We start from the raw sequence: 22,094 nt of genomic DNA on the forward strand, positions 1-22,094 counted from the left end.
CATGAGCAAGAGCGTATCCGACATCATCGCCGAAACCCTGGTCTCGGCGGGGGCGCAGCGCGTCTACGGGATCGTGGGCGACACCATCAATCACTTCACCGATGCGGTACGCCGGTCGGACCTGAACTGGGTGCATGTGCGCCATGAAGAGGTCGGCGCGCTCGCGGCAGGTGGCGAGAGCTACATGACCGGGGAGCTGTCGGTCTGCGCGGGAACCACCGGGCCCGGGAGCCTGCATTTCGTGAACGGCATTTTCGAGAGCCACCGCAACGGCGCTCCCGTGGTTCTGATCGCCTCGAATATCGAGCGCGCGGAGGAGGGCTTGGGCTTCCCGCAGGAGGTCGATCAGAAGAAGGTCTACGAGCAGGCTTCGGTGTTCTGCGAGCGGATCAGCCATCCCGATCAGACCCGCCGGATCACCGCGCAGGCGGCGCAGGCGGCGCTGACAAAGGGCGGCGTCGCGGTGGTGATCGTCAATGGCGACATGTTCCGTGAGACTACGAAGGACGATCTGCAATGGGCCGTGCATCGCCCGCAGCCGGTGATCCGCCCGTCGGAGGCAGAATTGGACGCGCTGGCGGGCATGATCGCCGAGGCCGAGCGGATCACGATCTATGCGGGCATCGGCGCGCGCGGAGCCGCCGCCCAGATCCGGGCACTGTCGGAGCGGCTCGCCGCACCGGTCGCGCATACCACGCGCGCGAAGGAATTCATCGAGCCGGACATGCCCAACAATGTCGGCATGACCGGGATCCTGGGCAATCGCGCGGGCATGGAGGCGATGGGCGATTGCGACCTGCTCCTCTGTCTGGGCAGCGATTTCGCCTATACGCAGTTCTATCCCGGAAAGGCCAAGATCGTGCAGCTCGACATCGATCCCACCCGGCTGGGACGGCGCGCGCCGATCCATCTGGGACTTGCGGGCGATGTCGGCGACACGATCGACGCGCTGCTGCCGCGCCTTGCCCCGCGCGAGCCCGGCAAGCATCTGGATCGGGCGCTGAAAGCCTATGCCGAGGACCTCAAGGGCTACCTCGATAGCGCGGAAGAACCCGACCCGAGCCTGATCCACCCGCAGCACCTGACCGAGTTGCTCGACCGGTTCGCGGCGAAGGATGCGATCTTCACCGCCGATGGCGGCTCGCCCATGGTCTGGCTGCTGCGTCACCTCAGTGCCAATGGCGAGCGGCGCTTCCTGACCTCGCTGCTGCACGGGACGATGGCCAATGCCTATCCGCAGGCGCTGGGTATTCAGGAAGCCTATCCCGAGCGTCAGGTGATCGCGATGTGCGGCGATGGCGGGATGACCATGCTGATGGGCGACCTGCTGACGCTGGTGCAGGAGAAACTGCCGGTTAAACTGCTCGTCTACAACAACGCCTCGCTCGGCTTCGTGGAGATGGAGCAGCGGGTGGAGGGGATGCTCGACGCCTTCACCGGGCTGCACAATCCCGACTTCGGCGCGATGGCGCGGGCGATCGGCATGGAAGGGATGCGGGTCGAGAGCGCGAGCGACCTCGACGGCGCGGTGCGCGACTGGCTCGCCGCACCGGGGCCTGCGCTGCTCGACGTGAAGGTGAACCGGATGGAACTTGTGATGCCACCGAAGATCGAACCGGCACAGGTGGGGTCTACCGCGCTCTTTGGCGTGAAGGCGGTGCTCAACGGGCGTGCCGATGAGGTGGTCTCGCTGATGCGCGACAACTTCCTGCGCTGACCGGGGCCAGGGCTAAACGCAGCCGCCGCAAGGGGTTCGCGGCGGCTGCTACCCGACGGAGACGAGTGTGGGGATATCTCCGTCAGGGTCTCGTGTTGCCCCCCGAGGGACAGAAACGGACAAATCCTCCGGCCCGAGCGCGCTGCACGCATTGTCTCGGCACGAAGGCGTCCAAAATGTCTATGCTGCACGAAGGACTGACCCGCCATGGGGAGGCTGATCGACGGCAACATTGGGCATTTGCACCGGATGGAACCCGTCACGCAACCGTAATCCTGTCGCACAGAGCGGATATTCGCCTGTGGTGCCGCAAGAAAAGGCAAACGACCGAAAACAGGAGGGCGACATGGACGAAACGGCGCGGATATTGGCAGAGGCCGCGCGCCTGCTGGAAATCACGCCGCGACGGGCCGAGCCGCTGGCGGGCGGCGATCTGAGCCTAGTGCTGGCGCTGGACCTGCCGACCGGAGAGCGGGTGATCGCCAAGGGCGGGCCACGCCCCGAAATCGAGGCGAGGATGCTGCGGGCGCTGGCCGAGGCGGGCGCACGGGTGCCGAAGGTGATCGCGGCCTCTCGGGGCTGCCTCGTGATGGAGGCTTTGCCGCAGAGCGGTGGGCTGCGGGGCGCGGGGTGGCTGGAACTGGGCGAGATGCTTCGGCGCCAGCACCGCGCGGCTGGGGCACCGGATGAGGCGCCCTACGGCTGGCCCGACGATTACGCCTTCGGCCCGGTGCCGATCCCGAACGCAGCGCGCCCGACATGGCCCGAGTTCTGGGCCGAGGCACGGCTGCGCCCGTCGCTGCCCGAACTGCCTGCGCCGCTTGCGCGCCGTGTCGAGACGCTCGCCGCGCAGATCGACGAGCATCTGCCGCCGCGCCCGTTCCCGTCCCTGCTGCATGGCGATCTCTGGGCGGGCAATGTGCTGGCCGATCGGGGGCATCTGAGCGGGCTGATCGACCCGGCCTGCTATTACGGTGACGGCGAGGTCGATCTCGCGATGCTCCATCTCTTCGGCGCGCCCGGGCCGGAATTCGCCGCTGGCTACGGCGCGCTCGAACCCGGCTGGCAGGCGCGGCGGGCGATCTATCAGCTCTGGCCCGCACTGGTGCATCTGCGCCTGTTAGGTTCGGGCTATCACGGAATGGTGGCGGGGCTTCTGGACCGGATCGGCGTCTAGCGGGGAACCAGCGCGTCGGTAAGGCGCTTTGCCTGCATCGAAAGGAGACACGGTGTCGCTGTCCGATATCTCAATCTCACAGCTTTCCAAGCTGAACTGGTCGCGCGGCTTGCCCGCGGCGCTTGCGCTGAGCGGGCTGGTCGCGATCGTGCTGTCGCTCGATCTGCCGCGGGGGCAGGAACTCGCGGCGCTTGGCGCGGGCTTCGCCACCTCGACAGGGCAGGGCAAGTCGATCCGTAATCGGCGCTGGCCGGTCACCTTCCTCGACATTGCGGGCAAACTGGTCGGGATCTTCGCCGGCATGATCGCCGCGAAGGTCATGATCGGCGGCGTCGCGCTGAGCGTGCCGGGGATGCTGCTTGGCGCGTTCGCCGTTGGCCTGCTCTCGCGTCGCGATATGAGCCTGTGGTGGCTGTTTCTGCAAAGCTGGCTGTTCTTCTCGCTCTCGACCTTTCTCGTGCAGTTCATCCCGTCGCCCGGGCCGGTGCTGCTTGCTGTCGGCGGCGCGATGGTCTGGGTCCTGGCGGTGGAAGAGGCGGTTCGGGTGATCTGGAAACACTTCGCACCGAAGACGGGGCCGAAGCTCGATGGGCAAGTGCCGCCCGATGGCGTCGCGCCGCTCAACTCGCTGATCGGGCAGGGGCTGCAGGCGATGGGGGCGGTGGGCTTGTCCTACGGGATCGCAGTGGCTTTCTCGATCAATCACCCCTACTGGGCGCCACTCTCGGCGCTGTTGATGCTGCGCCCGCGTCCCGGCATGACATGGGACCGGGTGCTGGTGCGCAGCCTCGCAACCCTCGCAGGCGGGCTGGGGGCGAGCCTGCTTGTGCTGTGGCTGGGGCCAGACAGTTTCGTGATGCCGGGGCTCTATGTGATCTTCGGCGTGACTGCGATCCTGTTCGCGCCGCCCGCGCATTACCCGACCTTCGTGGCCTTCCTGACCGCGCTGATCGTCGTGATGGTCTCGATGGGCAATGATGCACCTTTGTCGAACGCTTGGGGTCGGTTCGCGGGCACGGTCCTGGGCGGGGCCTCGGCCCTGGCGATGAGCTATCTCGCCCATGCGATCCGCAAGCGGCTCGGTTGGGAAGAAAGCCTGCCCGAAAGCGATGCCGCCTGAATGAAAACGGCCGCCCCGAGAGGCGGCCGTTCCAATTCGCGTTAGGGTGCGATCACTCGGGCAGGATGCGCACGCCACCCTTCGCCGCCGAGCTGGCCAGCAGCGCATAGGCCTTGAGCGCGGTCGAGACAGCGCGCTTGCGCGGCTCTGCCGGTTTCCACGGCAGCGGCCCCATCGCCTCACGCCGCGCGGCCAGAACATTGTCGGCCACGGCAAGGTTGATCGTGCGGTTCGGGATGTCGATCTCGATGATATCGCCGGTCTCGACGAGGCCGATCGTGCCGCCTTCTTCCGCTTCCGGGCTGACATGGCCGATGGACAGCCCCGAGGTGCCGCCCGAGAACCGTCCGTCGGTCAGCAGCGCGCATTTCGCGCCGAGGCCCTTCGATTTGAGGTAGGAGGTCGGGTAGAGCATTTCCTGCATCCCCGGACCGCCGCGCGGGCCCTCGTAGCGGATGATGACCACCTCGCCCTCGACGACCTTGCCGGTCAGGATGCCCGACACCGCGTCGTCCTGGCTCTCGTAGACTTTTGCGGGGCCCGAGAATTTCAGGATCGAGTCGTCGACGCCTGCGGTTTTCACGATGCAGCCCTGTTCGGCGATATTGCCGTACAGAACCGCCAGACCGCCATCTTGCGAGAACGCATGTTCCGCGGTGCGGATCACGCCGTTTTCGCGGTCGCGGTCGAGCTCTTTGTAGCGGTTCTCAGTCGAGAAGGCCTGCGTGGTGCGCACGCCGCCCGGCGCCGCGCGGTAAAACTGATCCGTGGCATCGTCATTGGCGACCATCACGTCCCATTTCGACAGCGCTTCGGCCATCGTCTCCGAATGCACGGTGCGCACGTCCTGATGGATCAGACCGGCGCGGTTCATCTCGCCAAGGATGCCCATGATGCCGCCCGCGCGGTGGACGTCTTCCATGTGGACGTCCTGCTTCGCCGGTGCGACCTTGCAGAACACCGGAACCTTGCGGCTGAGCCGGTCGATGTCTTCCATCGTGAAGTCGACCTTGCCCTCATGCGCGATCGCCAGCAGGTGGAGCACGGTGTTGGTGGACCCGCCCATCGCGATATCGAGGCTCATCGCGTTCTCGAAGGCTTCAAACGTCGCGATCTCGCGCGGCAGCAGGCCCTTGTCTTCCAGCTCGTAATGGCGGCGCGTGATCTCGACGATCTTGCGGCCCGCCTCGAGGAACAGCTCTTTGCGGTCGGCATGCGTCGCCAGCATCGAACCGTTGCCCGGCAGCGCCAGACCCAGTGCCTCGGCCAGACAGTTCATCGAGTTCGCGGTGAACATGCCCGAGCACGACCCGCAGGTCGGGCAGGCGGCCTTCTCGATCGCGAGCACGTCCTCGTCGGAATATTTGTCGTCGGCCGCAGCCACCATCGCATCGACCAGATCGAGGTCGTGACCGATGATTTCCGCGCCTTCCTTGCCGGCTTCCATCGGGCCGCCGGAGACGAAGATCACCGGGATGTTCAGGCGCATCGCGGCCATCATCATGCCGGGGGTGATCTTGTCGCAGTTCGAGATGCAGACCATCGCATCGGCGCAATGCGCGTTGACCATGTATTCCACGGAGTCCGCGATCACTTCGCGCGAGGGCAGCGAATAGAGCATCCCGTCATGGCCCATCGCGATCCCGTCATCGACCGCGATGGTGTTGAATTCCTTCGCGACACCGCCCGCGCTCTCGATCTCGCGCGCGACCATCTGGCCGAGGTCCTTGAGGTGGACGTGGCCGGGAACGAATTGGGTGAAGGAGTTCACGACCGCGATGATCGGCTTGCCGAAGTCGTCATCGGTCATGCCGGTGGCGCGCCACAGACCGCGCGCACCTGCCATGTTGCGGCCATGGGTGGATCTACGGGAACGATAAAAGGCCATAAGTTTTCCGTTTCTGTCGCGCCCGAGGGGACTCGGGCAATTTCCTGTCGCGGGCCTGAATATAACATGGATCGCCCGATGAACAGTGGCGAGATCGCGCGGGTAGGCTGTGCGATGGTGCGAGATGTTGGGGGAGGGGGGCGTCTCGGAAGGCTTCCAGGGAAAGCTTTCAGCGGCGAGCGCGCCGCGCGTCGCGGCGCAGGGACTCATTGCTTTAGAGACGGGCAGGCGCGGCTCAGGCTGGCCGCCCGCGCCAAGACGTGCCGCAAAGCTTGCGCATCCGCTCCTCACGCCTACCTTTCACGCGATGCCCGACACCGCCGCCACGCCCCTCCTGCCGCAACGCTTCGCCGACTGGTTCGCCAGCCGCGGCTGGCAGCCGCACAGGCATCAGCTCGACGTGCTGTCGGCGCGCGAAGATACGCTGCTGATCGCGCCGACCGGGGGCGGCAAGACGTTGGCGGGGTTTCTGCCGTCGCTCGTCGATCTGGCCGCGGGATACGAGGGGCTGCACACGCTCTATGTCTCGCCGCTCAAGGCGCTTTCCAAGGACATCGCACGCAACCTGCGCGCGCCAGTGGACGAGATCGGGCTGGACCTGCGGATCGAGGATCGCACCGGCGACACATCGGCCACGCAGCGCCGCCGTCAGCGGGTCGATCCACCGCAGATCCTGCTGACGACGCCGGAGAGCCTCGCGCTGATGCTGTCCTACCCGGAAGCTCCGAAAATCTTCGCGGGGGTGAAGCGGGTGGTGCTGGACGAGATCCACGCGTTGGCCGAAAGCAAGCGGGGCGACCAGTTGATGCTGGGCGTCGCGCGGCTGCGCAGCGTGTCGCCGGACCTGACCGTCACAGGGCTCTCGGCCACGGTCGAGGCTCCGCAGGCGCTGGCCGATTTCATGGGCGGCGCGCGGGTGATCATGGCCGATCCCGGCCCGCCCCCCGATATCGAGATGCTGCCGACCGAGCGCCCCGCACCTTGGGCTGGCGGCGGCGGACGGCATGCCGCGCGCGATGTGATGGCGGCGATCGAGAACGCACGTCTCAGCCTCGTCTTTCTCAACACCCGGGCGCAGGCGGAGCTGTTCTTCCAGGCGCTCTGGGAGGTGAACGACAACGCCCTGCCGATCGGGCTGCATCACGGCTCGCTGTCGCGCGAGGCGCGCCACAAGGTCGAGGAAGCGATGGCCAGCGGCGAGCTGCGCGCGGTGGTCTGCACCGGCTCACTCGATCTGGGGCTCGACTGGGGCGATGTCGATCTGGTCCTGCAGGTCGGCGCGCCGAAGAACGTCAAGCGCCTCGTGCAACGGATCGGGCGCGCCAATCACCGCTATGACGAGCCTTCGCGCGCGCGGATCGTACCCGCCAATCGCTTCGAGATCGTCGAATGCGCCGCCGCCTTGGAGGCCGTGCGCGAGAACGATCTGGACGGCGGCGGGCGGCGCTGGCGGGGGCCGCTCGACGTGCTGTGTCAGCATATCCTGCTGACTGCCTGCGCCGGACCGTTCGAGGCGGATGCGCTTTATACGGAGGTGCTGCGGGCGGGGCCCTACGCGAATTTGCCACGTGCCGATTTCGATGCCTGTCTCGAGTTCTGCGCGACGGGCGGTTACGCGCTGCGGGCCTATGACCGCTGGCAGCGCCTGTTGCAGCGCGACGGCAAATGGCAGCTCCGCGATCCCCGCGCGACCCGCGATCTGCGGATGAATATCGGCACGATCACCGAGACCGAGAAGCTGAAAGTTCGCCGCAAATCCCGGCGCGGCGGCACGCCCTTGGGCGAGGTGGAGGAAGGGTTCGCCTCGTCTCTCACCCCCGGCGACACGTTCCTGATCGGCGGGCAGGTGGTGCGCTACGAAGGCCTGCGCGAGATGGTCGTTGAGGTGACGAACGCCGCCACGCGCGAGCCGAAGATCGCCGTCTTCTCGGGGCTGAAGATGGCGACCTCACTGGAGCTGTCGCAAAGAGTCCAACGCCTGATCGCCACGCCCAGGGACTGGGAGCAGCTGCCGCCCGACACGCGCGACTGGCTGGCGCTGCAGCGCGAGATTTCCATGCTGCCCGCCCCCGGCACGCTGACTTGCGAGACCTTCCTGCGCGGCGGGCGGGCGTTCTTCTGTCTCTACGGTTTCGCCGGGCGCAACGCACATCAGACCCTCGCGCTGCTGCTGACCCACCGGATGGAGCAGGCGGGGCTCGGACCGCTCGGGTTCGTGGCCACCGATTATGCGCTGCTGATCTGGTCGATCGATCCGGTCGAAGACCCCGCCCCGCTGCTCTCAGTCGAAGGGCTGCGCGAAGGTCTCCGCGACTGGCTGGAGAGCAACGCGGTGATGAAGCGCGCCTTCCGCTCCATTGCCACGATCGCGGGCCTCATCCAGCGCAATCTGCCGGGGCAGCGCAAATCGGGCAAACAGGCGACGTTTTCGTCCGACATCCTTTACGATACCTTGCGCCGCTACGATCCCGACCACCTTCTGCTGCGCATCACCCGCGAGGAGGCGAGCCGCGGTCTCGTCGATTTCGAGCGGATCGAGGAGATGCTGGCCCAAGGCAAAAGAATCGTGCATATCCGCGCCCCGCATGTGACGCCGCTGGCCGCGCCGTTGTTGTTGGAGCATGGGCAGGTCGGCATTCGGGGCGGCACGGGCGAAGCGCGGCTGATGGAAGAAGAGGCGCAGGCAATGATGCGCGAGGCGGGGCTGGAATGAGAGAGATCACCTTCGCGGGGCAGCGGCTCATCGCGCAACCGTCGGGCGCGCTCTATTGGCCCGAGGAAGACTCGCTGATCGTGGCCGATCTGCACTTGGGCAAGTCCGAGCGGATGGCGCGGCGTGGCGGTGCGCTGTTGCCGCCTTTCGAGAGCCTCGACACGGTGATCCGGCTGGAGGCCGAGGTGCTGCGCCTCCGGCCTTCGCGGCTGATCAGCCTAGGCGATGCGTTCGACGACGATGCGGCGGCGGGAGAGATCGCGCCCGAGATCGCCGGGCGTCTAACACGGATCGCGGCCCAGACCGAACTGCTATGGATCGCGGGAAACCATGATCCGATCGGCTTGGGCCGGACCGTGGAAGAGACGCAAATCGGCCCGCTCACCCTGCGCCATATCGCAGGCGCGGGGCCGGACCTCTCGGGCCATTACCATCCCAAAGCGACGATCGCGCGGCGGTCGCATCGGGCGTTTCTGGTGGGGCGCGATCACCTGATCCTGCCCGCTTTCGGCACCTATACCGGGGGGTTGGATTGCGACGGGCCGGAGCTGTCGTCTCTGGTCGGGGCAGGCATCGCCGTGCTGACCGGGCCGGGCATGCCTGTGCGCCCGATCGGTCAGAGCGCCGCGCGCCAGTCTCTATAGCCCGCGCGGACCAACGCTTCGCGGGCGGCGATGAATCCGGGGCGGTCGGGCTCGGGGTCGGGGATCGGCGTGACGTCCGCCAGATCGTCCAGGCCCAGCCCGTGCTCGCGCCGCCCCGCCCGGATCAGCGCGAGATACCATTCGAACGGCGCGATCCCGTCCTGTCGCTGTAGCGCGCGATAGGTGAAGGCGCGCTGGCCATCCTCGAGCGTGAGCGCGATCTTCTCGTAGTGCAGCCCCGCGCCCTCTGCGGCATCGAGCGCGGGGATGTCGGTCTCCGTGATCTCGAACAGCACACCTTGGGTGCGCGCGTCGCTTTCGGTGATCGTAGCCTTCGCGCTCCCGTCGCGCCCGCGTTTCGAGAAATCGAGCGCATGTCCGGGAGCCTCCGCCAACCCGAGCACGCGGGCCGAAGGGCAGCGCGCGGCAAGCCGCGAGGTCAGCAGGTTGGAGCCATAGGCGAGGTAGGGGATCATCCGCTCACCGCCAAGGTCATCGCGAATGTCTCCTGTGCGCCGGGGGCCAAGATCATGCTGTCGGGCCGCGCGGCCAGTTCCGGCCCGGCCCCTTCCGCGGCAGGCAGCCCATGCCACGGCTCGATGCAGATATAGGGCGCGCCGGGTTTCTGCCACAGCGCGAGATTGGGCAGGTTGGAGAAGCGGAAATCGAGCACCGGCGCCCCGTCGGCGTGGTAGCGTAGCCCGTCGCCCGCGCCTTCGGGGAAGATCATCGCATCGTCCTCATACTGCGCCGGATCGAGGGTCAGCGCGCCCGCCGTGAAGGGCGAGGGCATCCGCGCGCGCCCCAGCATCCCATCCGTCAGACGTGCCAAGGCAGGCTCCGCCCCGTTGCGCAGCTCGATCCGATGCGGGCCGGTCGCGCCGGGCAGCGGCCAGCGGAACGCGGGGTGAAAGCCGAAGGAAAACGGCATCTCTCGATCACCCGCATTGCTGACCGTGGCGGTGACGCTCAGCTCCGACCCCACGACCTCGTGGACGATCTCGAGGCGGAAATCGAACGGATAGGCCGCGGTCTCCTGCGAGGGTTCGAGCAGGTGGCAGCAGCGGCTTTGCGTCAGCTCGGTCACGCGGAAGGGCAGGTCGCGGGCGAAGCCGTGCTTGGAGATCGCGTGGGGCGTGCCGTCGATCGTCACCCCGTCGGGGGCGGGAAGGCCGACGATGGGAAACAGGATCGGAGCTTGCCCACTCCACCAGGCCGGGTCGCCCTCCCAGAGCAGCTCCTGCCCCTGATAGCTCAGCCCCTGCATCTCGGCGCCCAGATCGGCGATGGTGACGCTGAGGCTTTGGGAAGAAATCTGGGGCATGTGTCGGGATCCGGAGGTTGTGACGTATCGCGCCTTGGTATCGCGCAGCCGGCAATGATCCAAGCCCGTGTCCGTTTCGTGCTCAGCGAAGGGGGCAGCGCCAGGCTTTGGATAGGCGCTTATGATGAGTGCGAAGGGGAGCGCCCGACCCTTGGGTGGGCGAGTCGCCGTCGATTGGTTCGAGCGGTTTATCTCGCAAGCCCGGAGGACGCTTATGCCCGCGCTGGCATTGCCAATGCGCCCTCCCGGGGGGAGGGTCGGGCGCTGCCCGGGCTGGACGCCCGGGCGATTTGGTTTGGAAATCAAGGGTGATCACCCCATCATTCCACTGATTTTCAACGAAGGAAGCACAAGACATGAATACCATTCGTGGCGATCTTGATATTTTGGAGACTGACTTTTTCTGGTTCAAAGCGCGTGCGGAAATCCTCTTGACGCTTTTCGCCTCGCATCAAGAACGTGTCACGCTGATGAACAATGTCTCGGGACATTTCTTCGGCATCGTGCAGCAAGCACTGATTTCTGAACTCATCCAAGGTGCTTTTCGGATCGCTGGGTCGGCAAAATCAGGGCGTGGGTGCGGAGAGAAGTTAAATCTTACATTGCTCAGCTTGGCGGACACCAATCGATATGCAGACTGGGAGGGACGGGAAGAGTTTGAGAACTTGGCAAACGCGGCAAAAAAGACGCTACAGCCGCTTGAAGCCCAACGTAACAAGTTCATCGCACACCGAGATTGGGATGCAGTCCGCAATCAAGAAGCCGTAGTCGGGCCAACGTTGAAACAGATCAATGCCGTGATGACAGGCATAGAGGCCGCACTATCATTTGCTCATAGGCAGTTGTGTAACTCCGATTTCATATGGTCGCTTCAGGATGACAGGGATGAAACCCTAAGTGTATTGAATACTCTGCGGATCGGCATGGAGGCGCGTCAACATGCCGAAGACAAGTATTATCAAACGCTTAAGGCTGGCGGCTCCCCGTCGTCTCGTTGGTTTGTTGATTGGCCCCATTGGTTAAGGCTCGACGCTTGATTCTCCGAGCCGACCTTCCTCAAACATCCAGCTCCTCCACGAACTGCGCGTTCTCCTGAATATACTGGAACCGCAGTTCGGGCTTTTTGCCCATCAGACGCTCCACCAGATCGCCGGTCTCGTTCGGCTCGTCGTCGTGGATCGTGACCCGGATCAGCTTGCGCGTGTCGGGGTGCATCGTGGTTTCTTTCAGGTCCTTCGCGTCCATCTCGCCCAGACCCTTGAAGCGCTGCACGTCGATCTTGCCTTTGCCGCCCAGACCCTTCTCCAGCATCGCGTCCTTCTCGGCGTCATCGGCCACATAGACGCGCTTGGCCCCTTGGGTCAGACGATAGAGCGGCGGGCAGGCCAGATAGAGGTGCCCCTGGTCGATCATCGGGCGCATCTGGGTGAAGAAGAAGGTCATCAGGAGCGAGGCGATGTGCGCGCCGTCGACATCCGCATCGGTCATGATGATGATCTTGTCGTAGCGCAGATCGTCGACGTTGAACTTGGTGCCGAGCCCCACGCCGAGCGCCTGCGTCAGATCGTTGATCTCCTGGTTCGAGCCGAGCTTGGAGCTTGCCGCGCCGAGCACGTTGAGGATCTTGCCGCGGAGCGGCAGCAGCGCCTGGTTCTTGCGGTCGCGCGCCATCTTGGCCGAGCCGCCTGCCGAGTCGCCCTCGACGATGAACAGCTCCGTGCCCGAACGGTTCGTGGCCGAGCAGTCGACCAGCTTGCCGGGCAGACGCAGCCGCTTGGTGGCCGATTTGCGCTGAGTCTCTTTCTCCTGCCGGCGCTTGAGGCGTTCTTCGGCGCGCAGCACGAGGAAATCGAGGATCGCACCTGCGGATTTCGTGTCCGAGGCCAGCCAGTTGTCGAAGTGGTCGCGCACCGCGCCCTCGACCAGTCGCTGCGCCTCGACGGTGGCGAGTCGGTCCTTGGTCTGGCCCACGAATTCCGGCTCGCGGATGAAGCACGAGACCAGCGCGCAGCCGCCGGTGATCAGGTCGTCGCGGGTGATCTGCGCAGCCTTCTTGTTGTTCACCAGCTCGCCATAGGCGCGGATACCCTTGAGGATCGCCGACCAGAAGCCCGCCTCGTGGGTGCCGCCCTCGGGCGTCGGCACGGTGTTACAGTAGGACTGGATGAAACCGTCTCGCGACGGCGTCCAGTTGATCGCCCATTCGACCGAGCCCGGCACGTTGAACTTTTCGCGGAACTCGACCTTGCCCGAGAAGGGGCGGTCGGCATAGGTGCTTGCGCCGCTCAGCGTCTCGGTCAGGTAATCGGCGAGGCCGCCGGGGAAGTGGAAGGTCGCCTCGGTCGGGGTCTCGCCATCGTCGACCTCGGATTTCCAGCGAATCTCCACGCCCGAGAAGAGATACGCCTTCGAGCGCACCATCTTCAGCAGACGTGCGGGCTTGAACCGGTGATGGCCGAAAATCTGCTCGTCGGCATGGAAGGTGACGGTGGTGCCGCGACGGTTCGGGGCCGAGCCGATCTTCTCGACCGGACCTTCGGGGATGCCGCGCGAGAAGCGCTGTTCATACAGCTCCTTGTTCTTGGCGACCTGAACGACCATCAGGTCCGACAGCGCGTTGACCACCGAGGCGCCCACCCCGTGCAGACCACCCGAGGTTTCGTAGGCGTCGCCCGAGAACTTGCCGCCCGCGTGCAGCGTGCAAAGGATGACTTCCAGCGCGGATTTGCCGGGGAATTTCGGGTGCGGGTCGATCGGGATGCCGCGCCCGTTGTCGCGGATGACGACGGAATGATCGGCGAGCAGTTCGACCTCGATGCGGTTGGCGTGACCGGCCACCGCTTCGTCCATCGAGTTGTCGAGCACCTCTGCCACCATGTGATGAAGCGCGCGCTCATCGGTGCCGCCGATATACATGCCGGGGCGTTTTCGCACGGGTTCGAGACCTTCGAGCACCTCGATCGAGGAGGCGTCATAGGAATCGGTCTGGGGCGTCAGAAGATCGTCGGCCATGCTGCTCGCTTTCTCTTGTAGTTTTCTAAACAAGAGATACCGCAGGTTGGGGCGGAGGAGCAAGAAGACCCCACCGCCCCGATCCGCTTCGAAAGCCCCACACCCCGAAAACGTCCGGCTCTTACGCGACGCGCGCCATGAGCAGCATCGACCCCACCGCCATCGCGATACCGAAGACTTCCCGCAAGGCGAGTTTTTCACCGAACAGGACGACTCCCATCGTCACCAGAGCCATCAATGTGAAAAGCGCCGAGGCCACGCCCGTTTGTGCCAGCGACACATGCCGCATAGCCAGAAACCAACCTGCTGCCGAAGCGGCGTAAAGCACGCAACCTAGGAAGACAGACGGCGAATGCAGCGCGTGACCTTTATCAACGGCGGATTTCAGAACGAAATCTCCCGCGATCACGATCAGCGTCGCACCCAAACACAGGCTGTATCCAAGCAAAGCAGACATGGTTACCTCGAACCCTCTTCACCCCGACAAAATGACGTAAGGGAAGCTGCATTGCTAAGAGGAATTCACCCCGCTGCGGAAAACCCGACCACTTGGTCAGGGAGACCTGACTGAAAGGCGAAGTTGGGCTGAGCGCCTGCCCATCGCTTGAGCAGAGCGCGTATCCGCGCCGTCTTCGCATACACCTTTCGAACTATGCGCGGCGCGGGGTTCGCCGAATCAAACCGCCTCGGCCTCGCGCTTCTCCCACATCGCGCGGAAGGCTTTGCGGCTCTGGCACAGTTTGATCCAGCTTTGCAGGCGCGGGTAGGGGGCGAGGAAATCCGGGTGGTCCTGTCCGTAGCGCAGTACCTCCGCGAGATTGAGGTCGGTCACGGTGAACCGGCCGCCCACGATATGGCTATGCGTCTCCAGATGGGTCTCGAGCGTGGTCAGGGGCCGTGCGAGCTTCGAGCAGAGAGACGCGATCTCGGCCTTGCCCTCGGGCGTGTCCTGCTCCTTGCGGCGATAGACGAAGCTGAGCGCCAGCGCGTCGGTCTCGATCCAGGTCGCGGCGAAGAGCGCCCATTGCTCCATTTGCGACAGTTCGCGCTCGTGCGCCGGGGCGAGCGGGCCACCCGCCTTGCGCGCGAGATGCAGGTTGATCGCGAGCGACTCCGTCAAGATAAGCCCGTCTTCCTCCAGCACCGGGATCGCGCCCATCGGCGAGAGCTTGCGAAATTCGGGCGAGCGGGTGTTGAGCGGAACCTCCGGCGCGAGCGGATCCTTGAAACGGTTCGCCTGCACGACTCGGCGCAGACGGAACGGCAGGCCCAACTCCTCGAGCAACCACAGCGCCCGGCTCGCCCGCGAATGATAGTTGCCGTAGATCGTGATCATGTCCGTTCCTTCGTTTCGCTCGATTTTTGTGGCGTTTTTGCCGCCGGAGGCCCAGCAGACACGGGTTTTTGATGCGTATCAAGGCACATCACGCGGGATTGCGCGATGCTCTGCAAGGTTCAGCCAACGGAGGGATACGCATGAAAGATCAGTTCATGAGCGACGCGACGAAACCGGCCAAGGCCGCAGCCGGGAAGGCAGAGGCTGTCGTCAAGCCGATCGATCCCTCCGAGGCGCATCCCGCGATCACCCCGCCCGAGCCGAAGGCGACCGGCCCGAAGAGCTTCCCGCGCGTCGATCCCAGTGCGGTGCGGCTGGCTTTCGAGACCGGGAAATACCCCTACAAGCGCAAGATGGCGCGCGCCGCCTATGAGAAAGAAAAGGCGGAGCTTCAGGCCGAGTTGCTGAAGGTCCAGAAATGGGCGCAGGAGAGCGGCGAGAAATTCGTGATCCTCTTCGAGGGCCGCGATGCGGCGGGCAAGGGCGGTACGATCAAGCGCTTCACCGAACATCTCAACCCGCGCTTTGCCCGGGTCGTCGCACTCAACAAGCCCTCGGAAGAGGAACTCGGTCAGTGGTATTTCCAACGCTATGTCGAGCATCTGCCGACCGCGGGCGAGATGACCTTCTATGATCGCAGCTGGTATAACCGCGCGGGTGTGGAGCGCGTGATGGGCTTCTGCAAACCCAACGATTACCTCGAATTCATGCGCCAGACCCCGGAGTTGGAGCGGATGTTCGTGCGCTCGGGGGTTCGGCTTTACAAGTACTGGTTCTCGGTCACCCGCGAGGAGCAGCGCCGCCGCTTCCAATCGCGCGAAACCGATCCGCTCAAGCGCTGGAAGCTGTCGCCGATCGATCTGGCGAGCCTCGATCGCTGGGACGATTACACCGAGGCGAAAGAGGCGATGTTCTTCTACACCGACACCGCCGATGCGCCATGGACCATCGTGAAGTCGAACGACAAGAAGCGCGCGCGGCTGAACTGCATGAAGCATTTCCTGTCGACGCTGGACTATCCCGACAAGGATCCCACGATCGCAACGCCGCCCGATCCGCTGATCGTGGGCCATGCGAGCCATGTCGTGCATTCGTCTGAGCATATTCTTGGCGCATCTCTTCATCCCGATCAGCGCCGCGTGACCAAATCCTGAGCATGTGATCGCCGATGGCGATTTCGGTGACCGGTGGGGCTTGTCCCTCCGCCGGTTGCATTCCATGTGAAAGGTAACAACCGGAGGAGAGCATGGGCTGGAACGAAAGATTCGCCGGAGAAGATTATCTCTATGGCACGACCCCGGCGGATTTCGTGGCGCGTCAGGCGTGGCGTCTCGCTCCGGGGGCGCGGCTGTTGAGCATCGCTGACGGCGAAGGCCGCAACGGCACCTATCTCGCCAGCCTCGGAGTGCAGGTCACGGCCCTCGAGCCGTCGGAGAACGCGCGCCGCAAGGCCGCTGAACTGGCGCGGGAGCGGGGCGTGTCGATGCAGACGATCGACGCCGATCTGCGCGGCTATGACTGGCCACGCGGCGAATATGACGCCGTTCTCGCCTGTTTCATCCAATTCGCCGATACCGCGTTTCGGGCGGAGATTTTTGACGGCATCGCGACCGCGCTCAAACCGGGCGGGCTCGCGTTGATCCACGGCTTCGCGCGCCGCCAGCCGCGCTACGGCACGGGCGGGCCGGGGGTCGTGGAGCAGCTCTACGATCTCGATCTCCTGCGCGACGCCTTCCCGCGCTGGGAGGTGCTGCATCAGGCCGATTACGATGCCGTTCTCGACGAGGGCGCGGGCCATTCCGGTCGCGCCGCCCTGATCGATTTCGTCGCCCGCAAACCCGCGCGCTGATTCCGCAGATTTCGGCATAAAGTCAGGATTTCGCGCGGCTTATACGCGGGGTGCCTGACGTTCCGTCGCAACTTAAGTGCGATTTCTAGGCGACTTGCGCGTTCGATCGGCAATAGGCCGGAACCTGCCTAAGACCCGGTGCCTCCCTATCGTCCCGGTAGGGGAAATGTGTGCCTGCGCACATAGGAGTGTCTTCGGATTGACACGAATGCGTGTAACCTCAAACCTGTACGTTTCTTGCCATCGCAGATTGGAGTTCCACATGCGTAAGCCTCTCCTCGCCCTGACCTTCACCCTCGCCGCCAGCGCCGCTTTCGCGCAGTCGCCCAAAGACGCTGTCGAAGCGCGCCAGGGTTTCTTCGATTTGCTCGGCGCCCAGATGGCCGTGCTCGCGCCGATGGCGCAGGGCAAGATGGACTTCGATGCCGCCAAGGCACAGACCGCCGCCAACAATATCGCGGCGCTCGCGAAGGTCGACATCTCGCCGCTCTTCGTCGAAGGCACCTCGGTCGACGACATGATGGAGACCCACGCGAAGTCGGAAATCTGGTCGAACATGGACCTGTTCATGGAAAAGGCGGACGCCCTCCATCAAGCCGCGGCTGAGATGCCCGATGCGGCAGGCAGCCTCGAGACGCTGCAGCCGGCGGTCGGCAAGCTCGGCGGCACGTGCAAGAGCTGCCACGACGAGTTCCGTTCGAAGTAACGCAGAATGAAAGACACCGCCGCCTCCCCCGCGAAGAAAACCGTCACGGTCTGGGACCCTGTCGTGCGTCTGTTCCACTGGCTTCTGGTGGCGGCTTTTGCTGCCGCTTGGGGTCTCGGGGAATGGGGGCCGAACCAGATGACGCGGCATTTCTATGCCGGCTACGCGATCGCGGGGCTGCTGGCGGTGCGTCTTATCTGGGGGTTCGTGGGATCGCGCACGGCGCGGTTCTCGCAGTTCCTTTATGGACCCAAGGCGGTGGCGGATTATCTTCGCCACCTGCCATCCAAGGAAAGCTCCGGCCATGTCGGGCATAATCCGCTGGGCGGCTGGTCGGTTCTCGTGATGCTCGCGCTGCTGATCGTGCAGGTCGTGACCGGGCTGACCTCCGATCCGCAGGATTACATCAACGTCGGCCCCCTTGCGGGCTCCGTGCCCGAGAGCATCAGCACGAGCTGGGCGCCGAAAATCCATGAATTCGTGGCGACCCTGCTGCTGATCGTCGTGGGCATCCACATCGCGGCCATCGTCTATTACCGGACGTGGAAAGGTGTGAACCTCGTGAAGCCGATGATCACGGGTAAGAAAGAAGTGGGCGAGTAACCGCTCTCTTGACCGCCGCGTCGGGCGGGGCTAGCGCTCGCCCATGACGAGCACCGACCCCCATCAGAGCGCGCCACCGCCTCAGCCGCAAAACCAAGCGATGCCTCTCGCCCGCCACGTGCGGGCGATCTTCACTTTGGGTCTGCCGCTGATCGGCTCCAACCTCGCGCAGATGCTGCTCAACGTGACCGATACGGTGATGGTGGGCTGGTATGGCGTCGAGGCGCTGGCGGCGCTGGTGCTGGGCACCTCCTATTTCTTCTCGATCTTCATGCTGGGCAACGGGATCGCGTTGGCGGTGATGGGGCGCGTCTCGGCAAGCTTGGGCGCGGATGACGAGGTGCAGGCGCGGCGCGACACCCGGATGGGGATATGGCTGTCGATCCTGTTCGGGCTCGCGATGCTGCCGGTCTTCTGGAATTCCGGCGCGGTGCTGGAGATGCTGGGCCAAAAGCCCGAGATCGCGGCGCTCGCACAGGATTACCTGCGCATCCTCGGCTTCGCACTGGCACCAGGCCTCGCGATGATGGTGATCCGCTCGTATTTGTCCGCGCAGGAGCGCACGGCGGTGCTGCTCTGGATCACGTTGGGGGCTGTCCTGCTGAACGCGGGCGTCAACTGGATCCTGATCTTCGGCAATTGGGGCGCGCCGGAACTGGGTGTGCGCGGCGCGGCCATCGCTTCGCTGAGCGCGATGGTGCTGAACCTCGTGGCGCAGGCGATCTATGCCGCGCGTGCGCCGGGCCTGACCCATATCCGGCTGTTCCAGCGTTTCTGGCGGCCCGATTGGGAGGCGTTCTGGATCGTCGCGAAAATGGGTCTGCCGGTGGGGCTGACCTCGGTGGCGGAAGGCTCGATGTTTCAGGCCTCGGCGCTGATGATGGGCTGGATCGGCACGATCGAACTCGCCGCGCACGGGATCGCGCTGCAGGTCTCCTCGATCACCTTCATGGTGCATGTCGGCCTGTCGAACGCGGCCACCGTGCGGGCAGGGCGGGCGCATGGGAAACGTGACCCGCGCCTTCTGCGTGACGGGGCGCGGGTGGTGACAGGGCTCTCCGTGGGCTTCGGTCTGCTGACGGTGGCGGTCTTCGTCTTCGCCGGTCCTTGGCTCACGCGGCTGTTTCTCGATGCCGACAATCCGGCCACGCCGGAGATCGTCCTCTATGGCGTGCGCTTCCTGATGGTTGCGGCGATTTTCCAGCTCTTCGACTTGATGCAGGTGATGGCGCTGGGCCTGCTGCGCGGCGTGCAGGACACGCGCGTGCCGATGTGGATGGCGGTGGCGAGCTATTGGCTGATCGGTATCCCGGCCAGCTACTTTCTCGCCTTCACGCTGGATTTCGGCGGCGTCGGGCTATGGCTCGGCCTCGTCCTCGGTCTCGCCTCGGCGGGGGCGATGATGATGCGGCGGTTCTGGCGCGGGCCGTGGTTGCAGCCGCGCCAGTCAGTCGCTTAACGCACGCCAAGCCCCGCCTTCATCAGCGTCTTGCGCACCGGCCCGAGCGAATAGAGCGCGCCCAGAACGCCTGCGCGCAGATCGCGCAGCGGCTGGGATTCCACCATCGAGGCGCGGTTGAGCAGGTCGATCCCCACTTCGCGCGCCTTCACCTCCGGCCAGCGGCGGCGGTGATAGGCGTCGAGCATCTTCGCCTCGCCCAGATGCACCGGGTCTTCCTCGGCCAGTTTCAGAAGGCAGGCGAGATCGGCGAGGCTCATATTCAGCCCCTGCGCGCCGATCGGCGGAATGACATGGGCGGCCTCGGCAATCAGGGCCACGCGCTGGCCCGAGAACCGATCCGCGATCTGCGTCATCATCGGCCAGACCGCGCGGCGGGTCTCCAGCTTCAGCGGCCCGAGAAGCCCGGTCGAGCGTTCCATGATCGCCGCTTCGAATTCCTCCGTGGGCAGCGTGGCGAGGCGCTCAGCCTCGGCGGCGCGCTCCATCCAGACGATCGCGGAAGAGGGTTTGCAGTCACGATCAGGCAGCGGCACCAGCGTGAACGGCCCGCCCGAGCGGTGAATCTCGGTCGAGACATTGTCATGCGGGATCGGGTGGGTGACCGCGAAGGCCAGCGCCTTCTGGCCATAGCGGATCGTCTTGACGCCAAGCCCCGCCGCTTCGCGCACGAAGGAATTGCGGCCATCGGCCCCGATGACGAGACGGGCGCGCACATGGGTGCCGTCGGACAGCGTCACCTCGGCACCGCTTTCGCGGGTCACGAGGCCGATCGTCGCAACGCCGGGGCGGAAATCGACGAGCGGGTTATCGGCCAGCGCGGCCACCAGCTCGCGGCGCAGCAGCCAGTTCGGGAAGTTCCAGCCGAAGGGCTCGTCGGACAGGTCGGCCGCGTCAAAATCGCGGGTCAGGCGTGCGGTCGGGCTTTCGCCGCCCGCATCCACGATCCGCATGATCTGCAGCGGCGCGGCATAGGGCAGGAGCCGATCCCAGATCCCAGCTGCCTGCAGCACCTCGCGCGACGGGCGCAGGAACGCGGTCGAGCGCATATCCGCGCCCTCTGCCGCCTCTTCCGTGACCGGCGGCGTGGGATCGACGCAGATCGTGGTGAAGCCCGCCTGCCCGAAGGCCGCGGCTGCCGTCAGACCGGCGACGCCGCCGCCGGAGATCAGGATATCGGTGTCGATGGGTGTGCGGGTTTCGGCCATGGGGCGCCTCCGTCAATGTCCGTGCCACTTTGCCCTCCGGCGCGGGCAGGTGCAATGATCCGCCGCCGGGATGCGACGCGGCGACACAGCGAAACGCAAGCCGGGGGTGTGCAGGTCCCGCAACGCGCGGCGCAAAAAGAAACAGCCCGGATCACGCGGATCCGGGCCGTGTTCGCCAAGGGCGAGAATTCTACTAGTGCGACGTCAGCCGCCTGCGGTCATCACAACGATGAGGCCGAGCATGATCCAGGTGGCGCCCACGGCCCAGAGGATCAGGCCGCCAAGGCCCATGATCGCGACCATGCCCGCGGCCAGAGCCACGACGACAAGCGCGAGGGTGAACATGAAAGCCGGCGAAATCTGCTTGTGCTCGGTTTCGGAATGATCGGCCACATAGGCCGAAACGCCGGAATCGGCGGTCGTCATGGTCATAATCGATTCTCCCGTTTGCTGTCTCCCTGACAGGCCACCGTGATTTAAAGATGCATCTCGTTTCGATAAAGATGCGAAGCCGTGCCATATTGTCGCAGCGCCGTCACTTTCCCTTCATGCGCGCGTGATTTTGCGCAGGAACCCGGCGAGATCGGCTGTGTGATAGTGGATGTGATCCTCCGGCGCGGGGGCAGGGGCGACATGCACGGTCTTCATCCCGATCGCATGGGGATGGCGCAGGTTGCGGGCGTCGTCTTCGAACATCGCACCGCGGTCGGGCGCGATCCCGGCCTGCGCGAAGACCCGGTCGAAAGCTTCGGCGCGGGGCTTGGGGTGAAACTCGGCATGTTCGACGCCATAGATCCCGTCGAACAGCCCCGTCAGCCCGCGCGCCGCGATCACCCGCGTCGCATAGGGGGCCGAGCCGTTCGTATAGACGATCTTGCGCCCCGGCAGGGCTTCGATGCCTGCGCGCAGTGCCTCATCCACCACCAGATGGTCGAGCGAGATCTCGTGCACCTCGTGCAGATAGGGGGCAGGATCCACGTCGTGCTCGTGCATCAGACCCGCCAGCGTGGTGCCGTAAAGCTGCCAATAGTGGTTGCGCAGATGGTCGGCCCGCGCGCGATCGACGCCCAGCGAGCGCATCACGAAATCGGTCATCTTCACTTCGATCTGGTCGAAGAGACGCGCCTCTGGCGGGTAGAGCGTGTTGTCGAGATCGAACACCCAGGCGTCGACATGCGCGAAATCGGCAGCGAGATCGCGGTCGGCAGGGGTGGCGGAGGCGGGGGCAGGCGCGGAGCTGTCTGTCATGGGCTGCAAGCTAGGTCGCGGGGCGCGCAGGTGCAATCTGCTTGTCACCGGGGGCGGCCCGCGCCTAATCTCTGGCAGAACGCGAAAGCA

General features: G+C 65.1%; 20 protein-coding genes. 11 read left to right on the plus strand and 9 right to left on the minus strand.

Annotated elements, in window-relative coordinates; all coding sequences use genetic code 11:
- The first annotated feature begins 1 nt into the window (after window position 1).
- The 3 genes from AKL02_RS05070 to AKL02_RS05080 all read left to right on the plus strand — a co-directional run bounded on the left by AKL02_RS05070 (window position 2) and on the right by AKL02_RS05080 (window position 4,014).
- A complete protein-coding gene (locus AKL02_RS05070; RefSeq protein WP_083079660.1) occupies window positions 2–1,717 on the plus strand; it encodes a thiamine pyrophosphate-dependent enzyme in 1,716 nt (571 codons plus the stop codon).
- 346 nt (window positions 1,718–2,063) lie between these two features.
- Window positions 2,064–2,894, plus strand: coding sequence for a fructosamine kinase family protein (locus tag AKL02_RS05075; protein ID WP_083079662.1), 831 nt, complete (start codon window positions 2,064–2,066; stop codon window positions 2,892–2,894).
- Window positions 2,895–2,946: 52 nt separating this feature from the next.
- A complete protein-coding gene (locus AKL02_RS05080; protein ID WP_083079664.1) occupies window positions 2,947–4,014 on the plus strand; it encodes an FUSC family protein in 1,068 nt (355 codons plus the stop codon).
- A 52-nt stretch (window positions 4,015–4,066) separates the two neighbouring features.
- Here AKL02_RS05080 and ilvD read toward each other — a convergent pair whose 3' ends face one another.
- Entirely contained in the window at window positions 4,067–5,902 is a 1,836-nt protein-coding gene (gene ilvD, locus AKL02_RS05085; protein ID WP_083079666.1) for a dihydroxy-acid dehydratase, read from the minus strand.
- Between the two features lie 307 nt (window positions 5,903–6,209).
- Between ilvD and AKL02_RS05090 the strand changes: the two genes are divergently transcribed.
- Entirely contained in the window at window positions 6,210–8,615 is a 2,406-nt protein-coding gene (locus tag AKL02_RS05090; RefSeq protein WP_083079701.1) for a ligase-associated DNA damage response DEXH box helicase, read from the plus strand.
- Entirely contained in the window at window positions 8,612–9,259 is a 648-nt protein-coding gene (gene pdeM / locus AKL02_RS05095) for a ligase-associated DNA damage response endonuclease PdeM (RefSeq protein WP_083079671.1), read from the plus strand. Before AKL02_RS05090 ends, pdeM begins: the two co-directional genes overlap by 4 nt.
- Here the strand turns inward: pdeM and AKL02_RS05100 are convergent.
- Together AKL02_RS05100 and AKL02_RS05105 are read right to left on the minus strand one after the other, a co-directional pair.
- On the minus strand, window positions 9,232–9,735 hold the full coding sequence (locus AKL02_RS05100; protein WP_083079674.1) for a gamma-glutamylcyclotransferase family protein: 504 nt from the start codon (window positions 9,733–9,735) through the stop codon (window positions 9,232–9,234). The genes pdeM and AKL02_RS05100 overlap by 28 nt on opposite strands.
- Window positions 9,732–10,583 carry an aldose 1-epimerase family protein gene (locus AKL02_RS05105; protein WP_083079682.1) on the minus strand — a complete coding sequence of 284 codons (852 nt, stop codon included), beginning with the start codon at window positions 10,581–10,583 and terminating at the stop codon, window positions 9,732–9,734. Before AKL02_RS05105 ends, AKL02_RS05100 begins: the two co-directional genes overlap by 4 nt.
- Window positions 10,584–10,939: 356 nt before the next feature.
- On the opposite strand from AKL02_RS05105, the gene AKL02_RS05110 reads away from it, so the two are divergent.
- Complete coding sequence (locus AKL02_RS05110) at window positions 10,940–11,620, plus strand: AbiU2 domain-containing protein (protein WP_083079686.1); 681 nt, start codon at window positions 10,940–10,942, stop codon at window positions 11,618–11,620.
- A gap of 19 nt (window positions 11,621–11,639) precedes the next feature.
- On the opposite strand, the gene parE is transcribed toward AKL02_RS05110, so the two are convergent.
- From parE to AKL02_RS05125, 3 genes are all read right to left on the minus strand, one after another.
- The gene (gene parE, locus AKL02_RS05115) at window positions 11,640–13,595 is read right to left on the minus strand and encodes a DNA topoisomerase IV subunit B (RefSeq protein WP_083079690.1); all 1,956 of its coding nucleotides are present in this window, start codon (window positions 13,593–13,595) and stop codon (window positions 11,640–11,642) included.
- A gap of 121 nt (window positions 13,596–13,716) precedes the next feature.
- On the minus strand, window positions 13,717–14,052 hold the full coding sequence (locus tag AKL02_RS05120) for a hypothetical protein (RefSeq protein ID WP_133051995.1): 336 nt from the start codon (window positions 14,050–14,052) through the stop codon (window positions 13,717–13,719).
- Window positions 14,053–14,271: 219 nt separating this feature from the next.
- A complete protein-coding gene (locus AKL02_RS05125; RefSeq protein ID WP_078539834.1) occupies window positions 14,272–14,931 on the minus strand; it encodes a glutathione S-transferase family protein in 660 nt (219 codons plus the stop codon).
- Between the two features lie 140 nt (window positions 14,932–15,071).
- Between AKL02_RS05125 and ppk2 the strand changes: the two genes are divergently transcribed.
- The 5 genes from ppk2 to AKL02_RS05150 all read left to right on the plus strand — a co-directional run bounded on the left by ppk2 (window position 15,072) and on the right by AKL02_RS05150 (window position 19,548).
- Window positions 15,072–16,085: a polyphosphate kinase 2 gene (ppk2, locus tag AKL02_RS05130; RefSeq protein ID WP_232621717.1), complete on the plus strand. Its 1,014-nt coding sequence runs from the start codon at window positions 15,072–15,074 to the stop codon at window positions 16,083–16,085.
- Between the two features lie 92 nt (window positions 16,086–16,177).
- Window positions 16,178–16,780 carry an SAM-dependent methyltransferase gene (locus AKL02_RS05135; RefSeq protein WP_083079237.1) on the plus strand — a complete coding sequence of 201 codons (603 nt, stop codon included), beginning with the start codon at window positions 16,178–16,180 and terminating at the stop codon, window positions 16,778–16,780.
- A gap of 262 nt (window positions 16,781–17,042) precedes the next feature.
- Window positions 17,043–17,486 (plus strand): c-type cytochrome, encoded by a 444-nt coding sequence (locus tag AKL02_RS05140; RefSeq protein ID WP_078519779.1) that lies wholly within the window; start codon window positions 17,043–17,045, stop codon window positions 17,484–17,486.
- A gap of 6 nt (window positions 17,487–17,492) precedes the next feature.
- Window positions 17,493–18,089, plus strand: a complete 597-nt coding sequence (locus tag AKL02_RS05145; RefSeq protein WP_083079236.1) for a cytochrome b/b6 domain-containing protein — start codon at window positions 17,493–17,495, stop codon at window positions 18,087–18,089.
- 100 nt (window positions 18,090–18,189) lie between these two features.
- On the plus strand, window positions 18,190–19,548 hold the full coding sequence (locus AKL02_RS05150) for an MATE family efflux transporter (RefSeq protein WP_078604015.1): 1,359 nt from the start codon (window positions 18,190–18,192) through the stop codon (window positions 19,546–19,548).
- On the opposite strand, the gene AKL02_RS05155 is transcribed toward AKL02_RS05150, so the two are convergent.
- The 3 genes from AKL02_RS05155 to AKL02_RS05165 all read right to left on the minus strand — a co-directional run bounded on the left by AKL02_RS05155 (window position 19,545) and on the right by AKL02_RS05165 (window position 22,004).
- On the minus strand, window positions 19,545–20,756 hold the full coding sequence (locus tag AKL02_RS05155; protein ID WP_083079235.1) for a UbiH/UbiF family hydroxylase: 1,212 nt from the start codon (window positions 20,754–20,756) through the stop codon (window positions 19,545–19,547). The genes AKL02_RS05150 and AKL02_RS05155 overlap by 4 nt on opposite strands.
- A gap of 204 nt (window positions 20,757–20,960) precedes the next feature.
- Window positions 20,961–21,188, minus strand: coding sequence for a hypothetical protein (locus AKL02_RS05160; RefSeq protein ID WP_078604013.1), 228 nt, complete (start codon window positions 21,186–21,188; stop codon window positions 20,961–20,963).
- A 114-nt stretch (window positions 21,189–21,302) separates the two neighbouring features.
- Window positions 21,303–22,004 carry a pyrimidine 5'-nucleotidase gene (locus AKL02_RS05165; RefSeq protein WP_078604012.1) on the minus strand — a complete coding sequence of 234 codons (702 nt, stop codon included), beginning with the start codon at window positions 22,002–22,004 and terminating at the stop codon, window positions 21,303–21,305.
- Between the last annotated feature and the right edge of the window lie 90 nt (window positions 22,005–22,094).

Source organism: Thioclava electrotropha, from assembly GCF_002085925.2.
In the GTDB taxonomy this organism is placed as follows: Bacteria; Pseudomonadota; Alphaproteobacteria; order Rhodobacterales; family Rhodobacteraceae; genus Thioclava; species Thioclava electrotropha.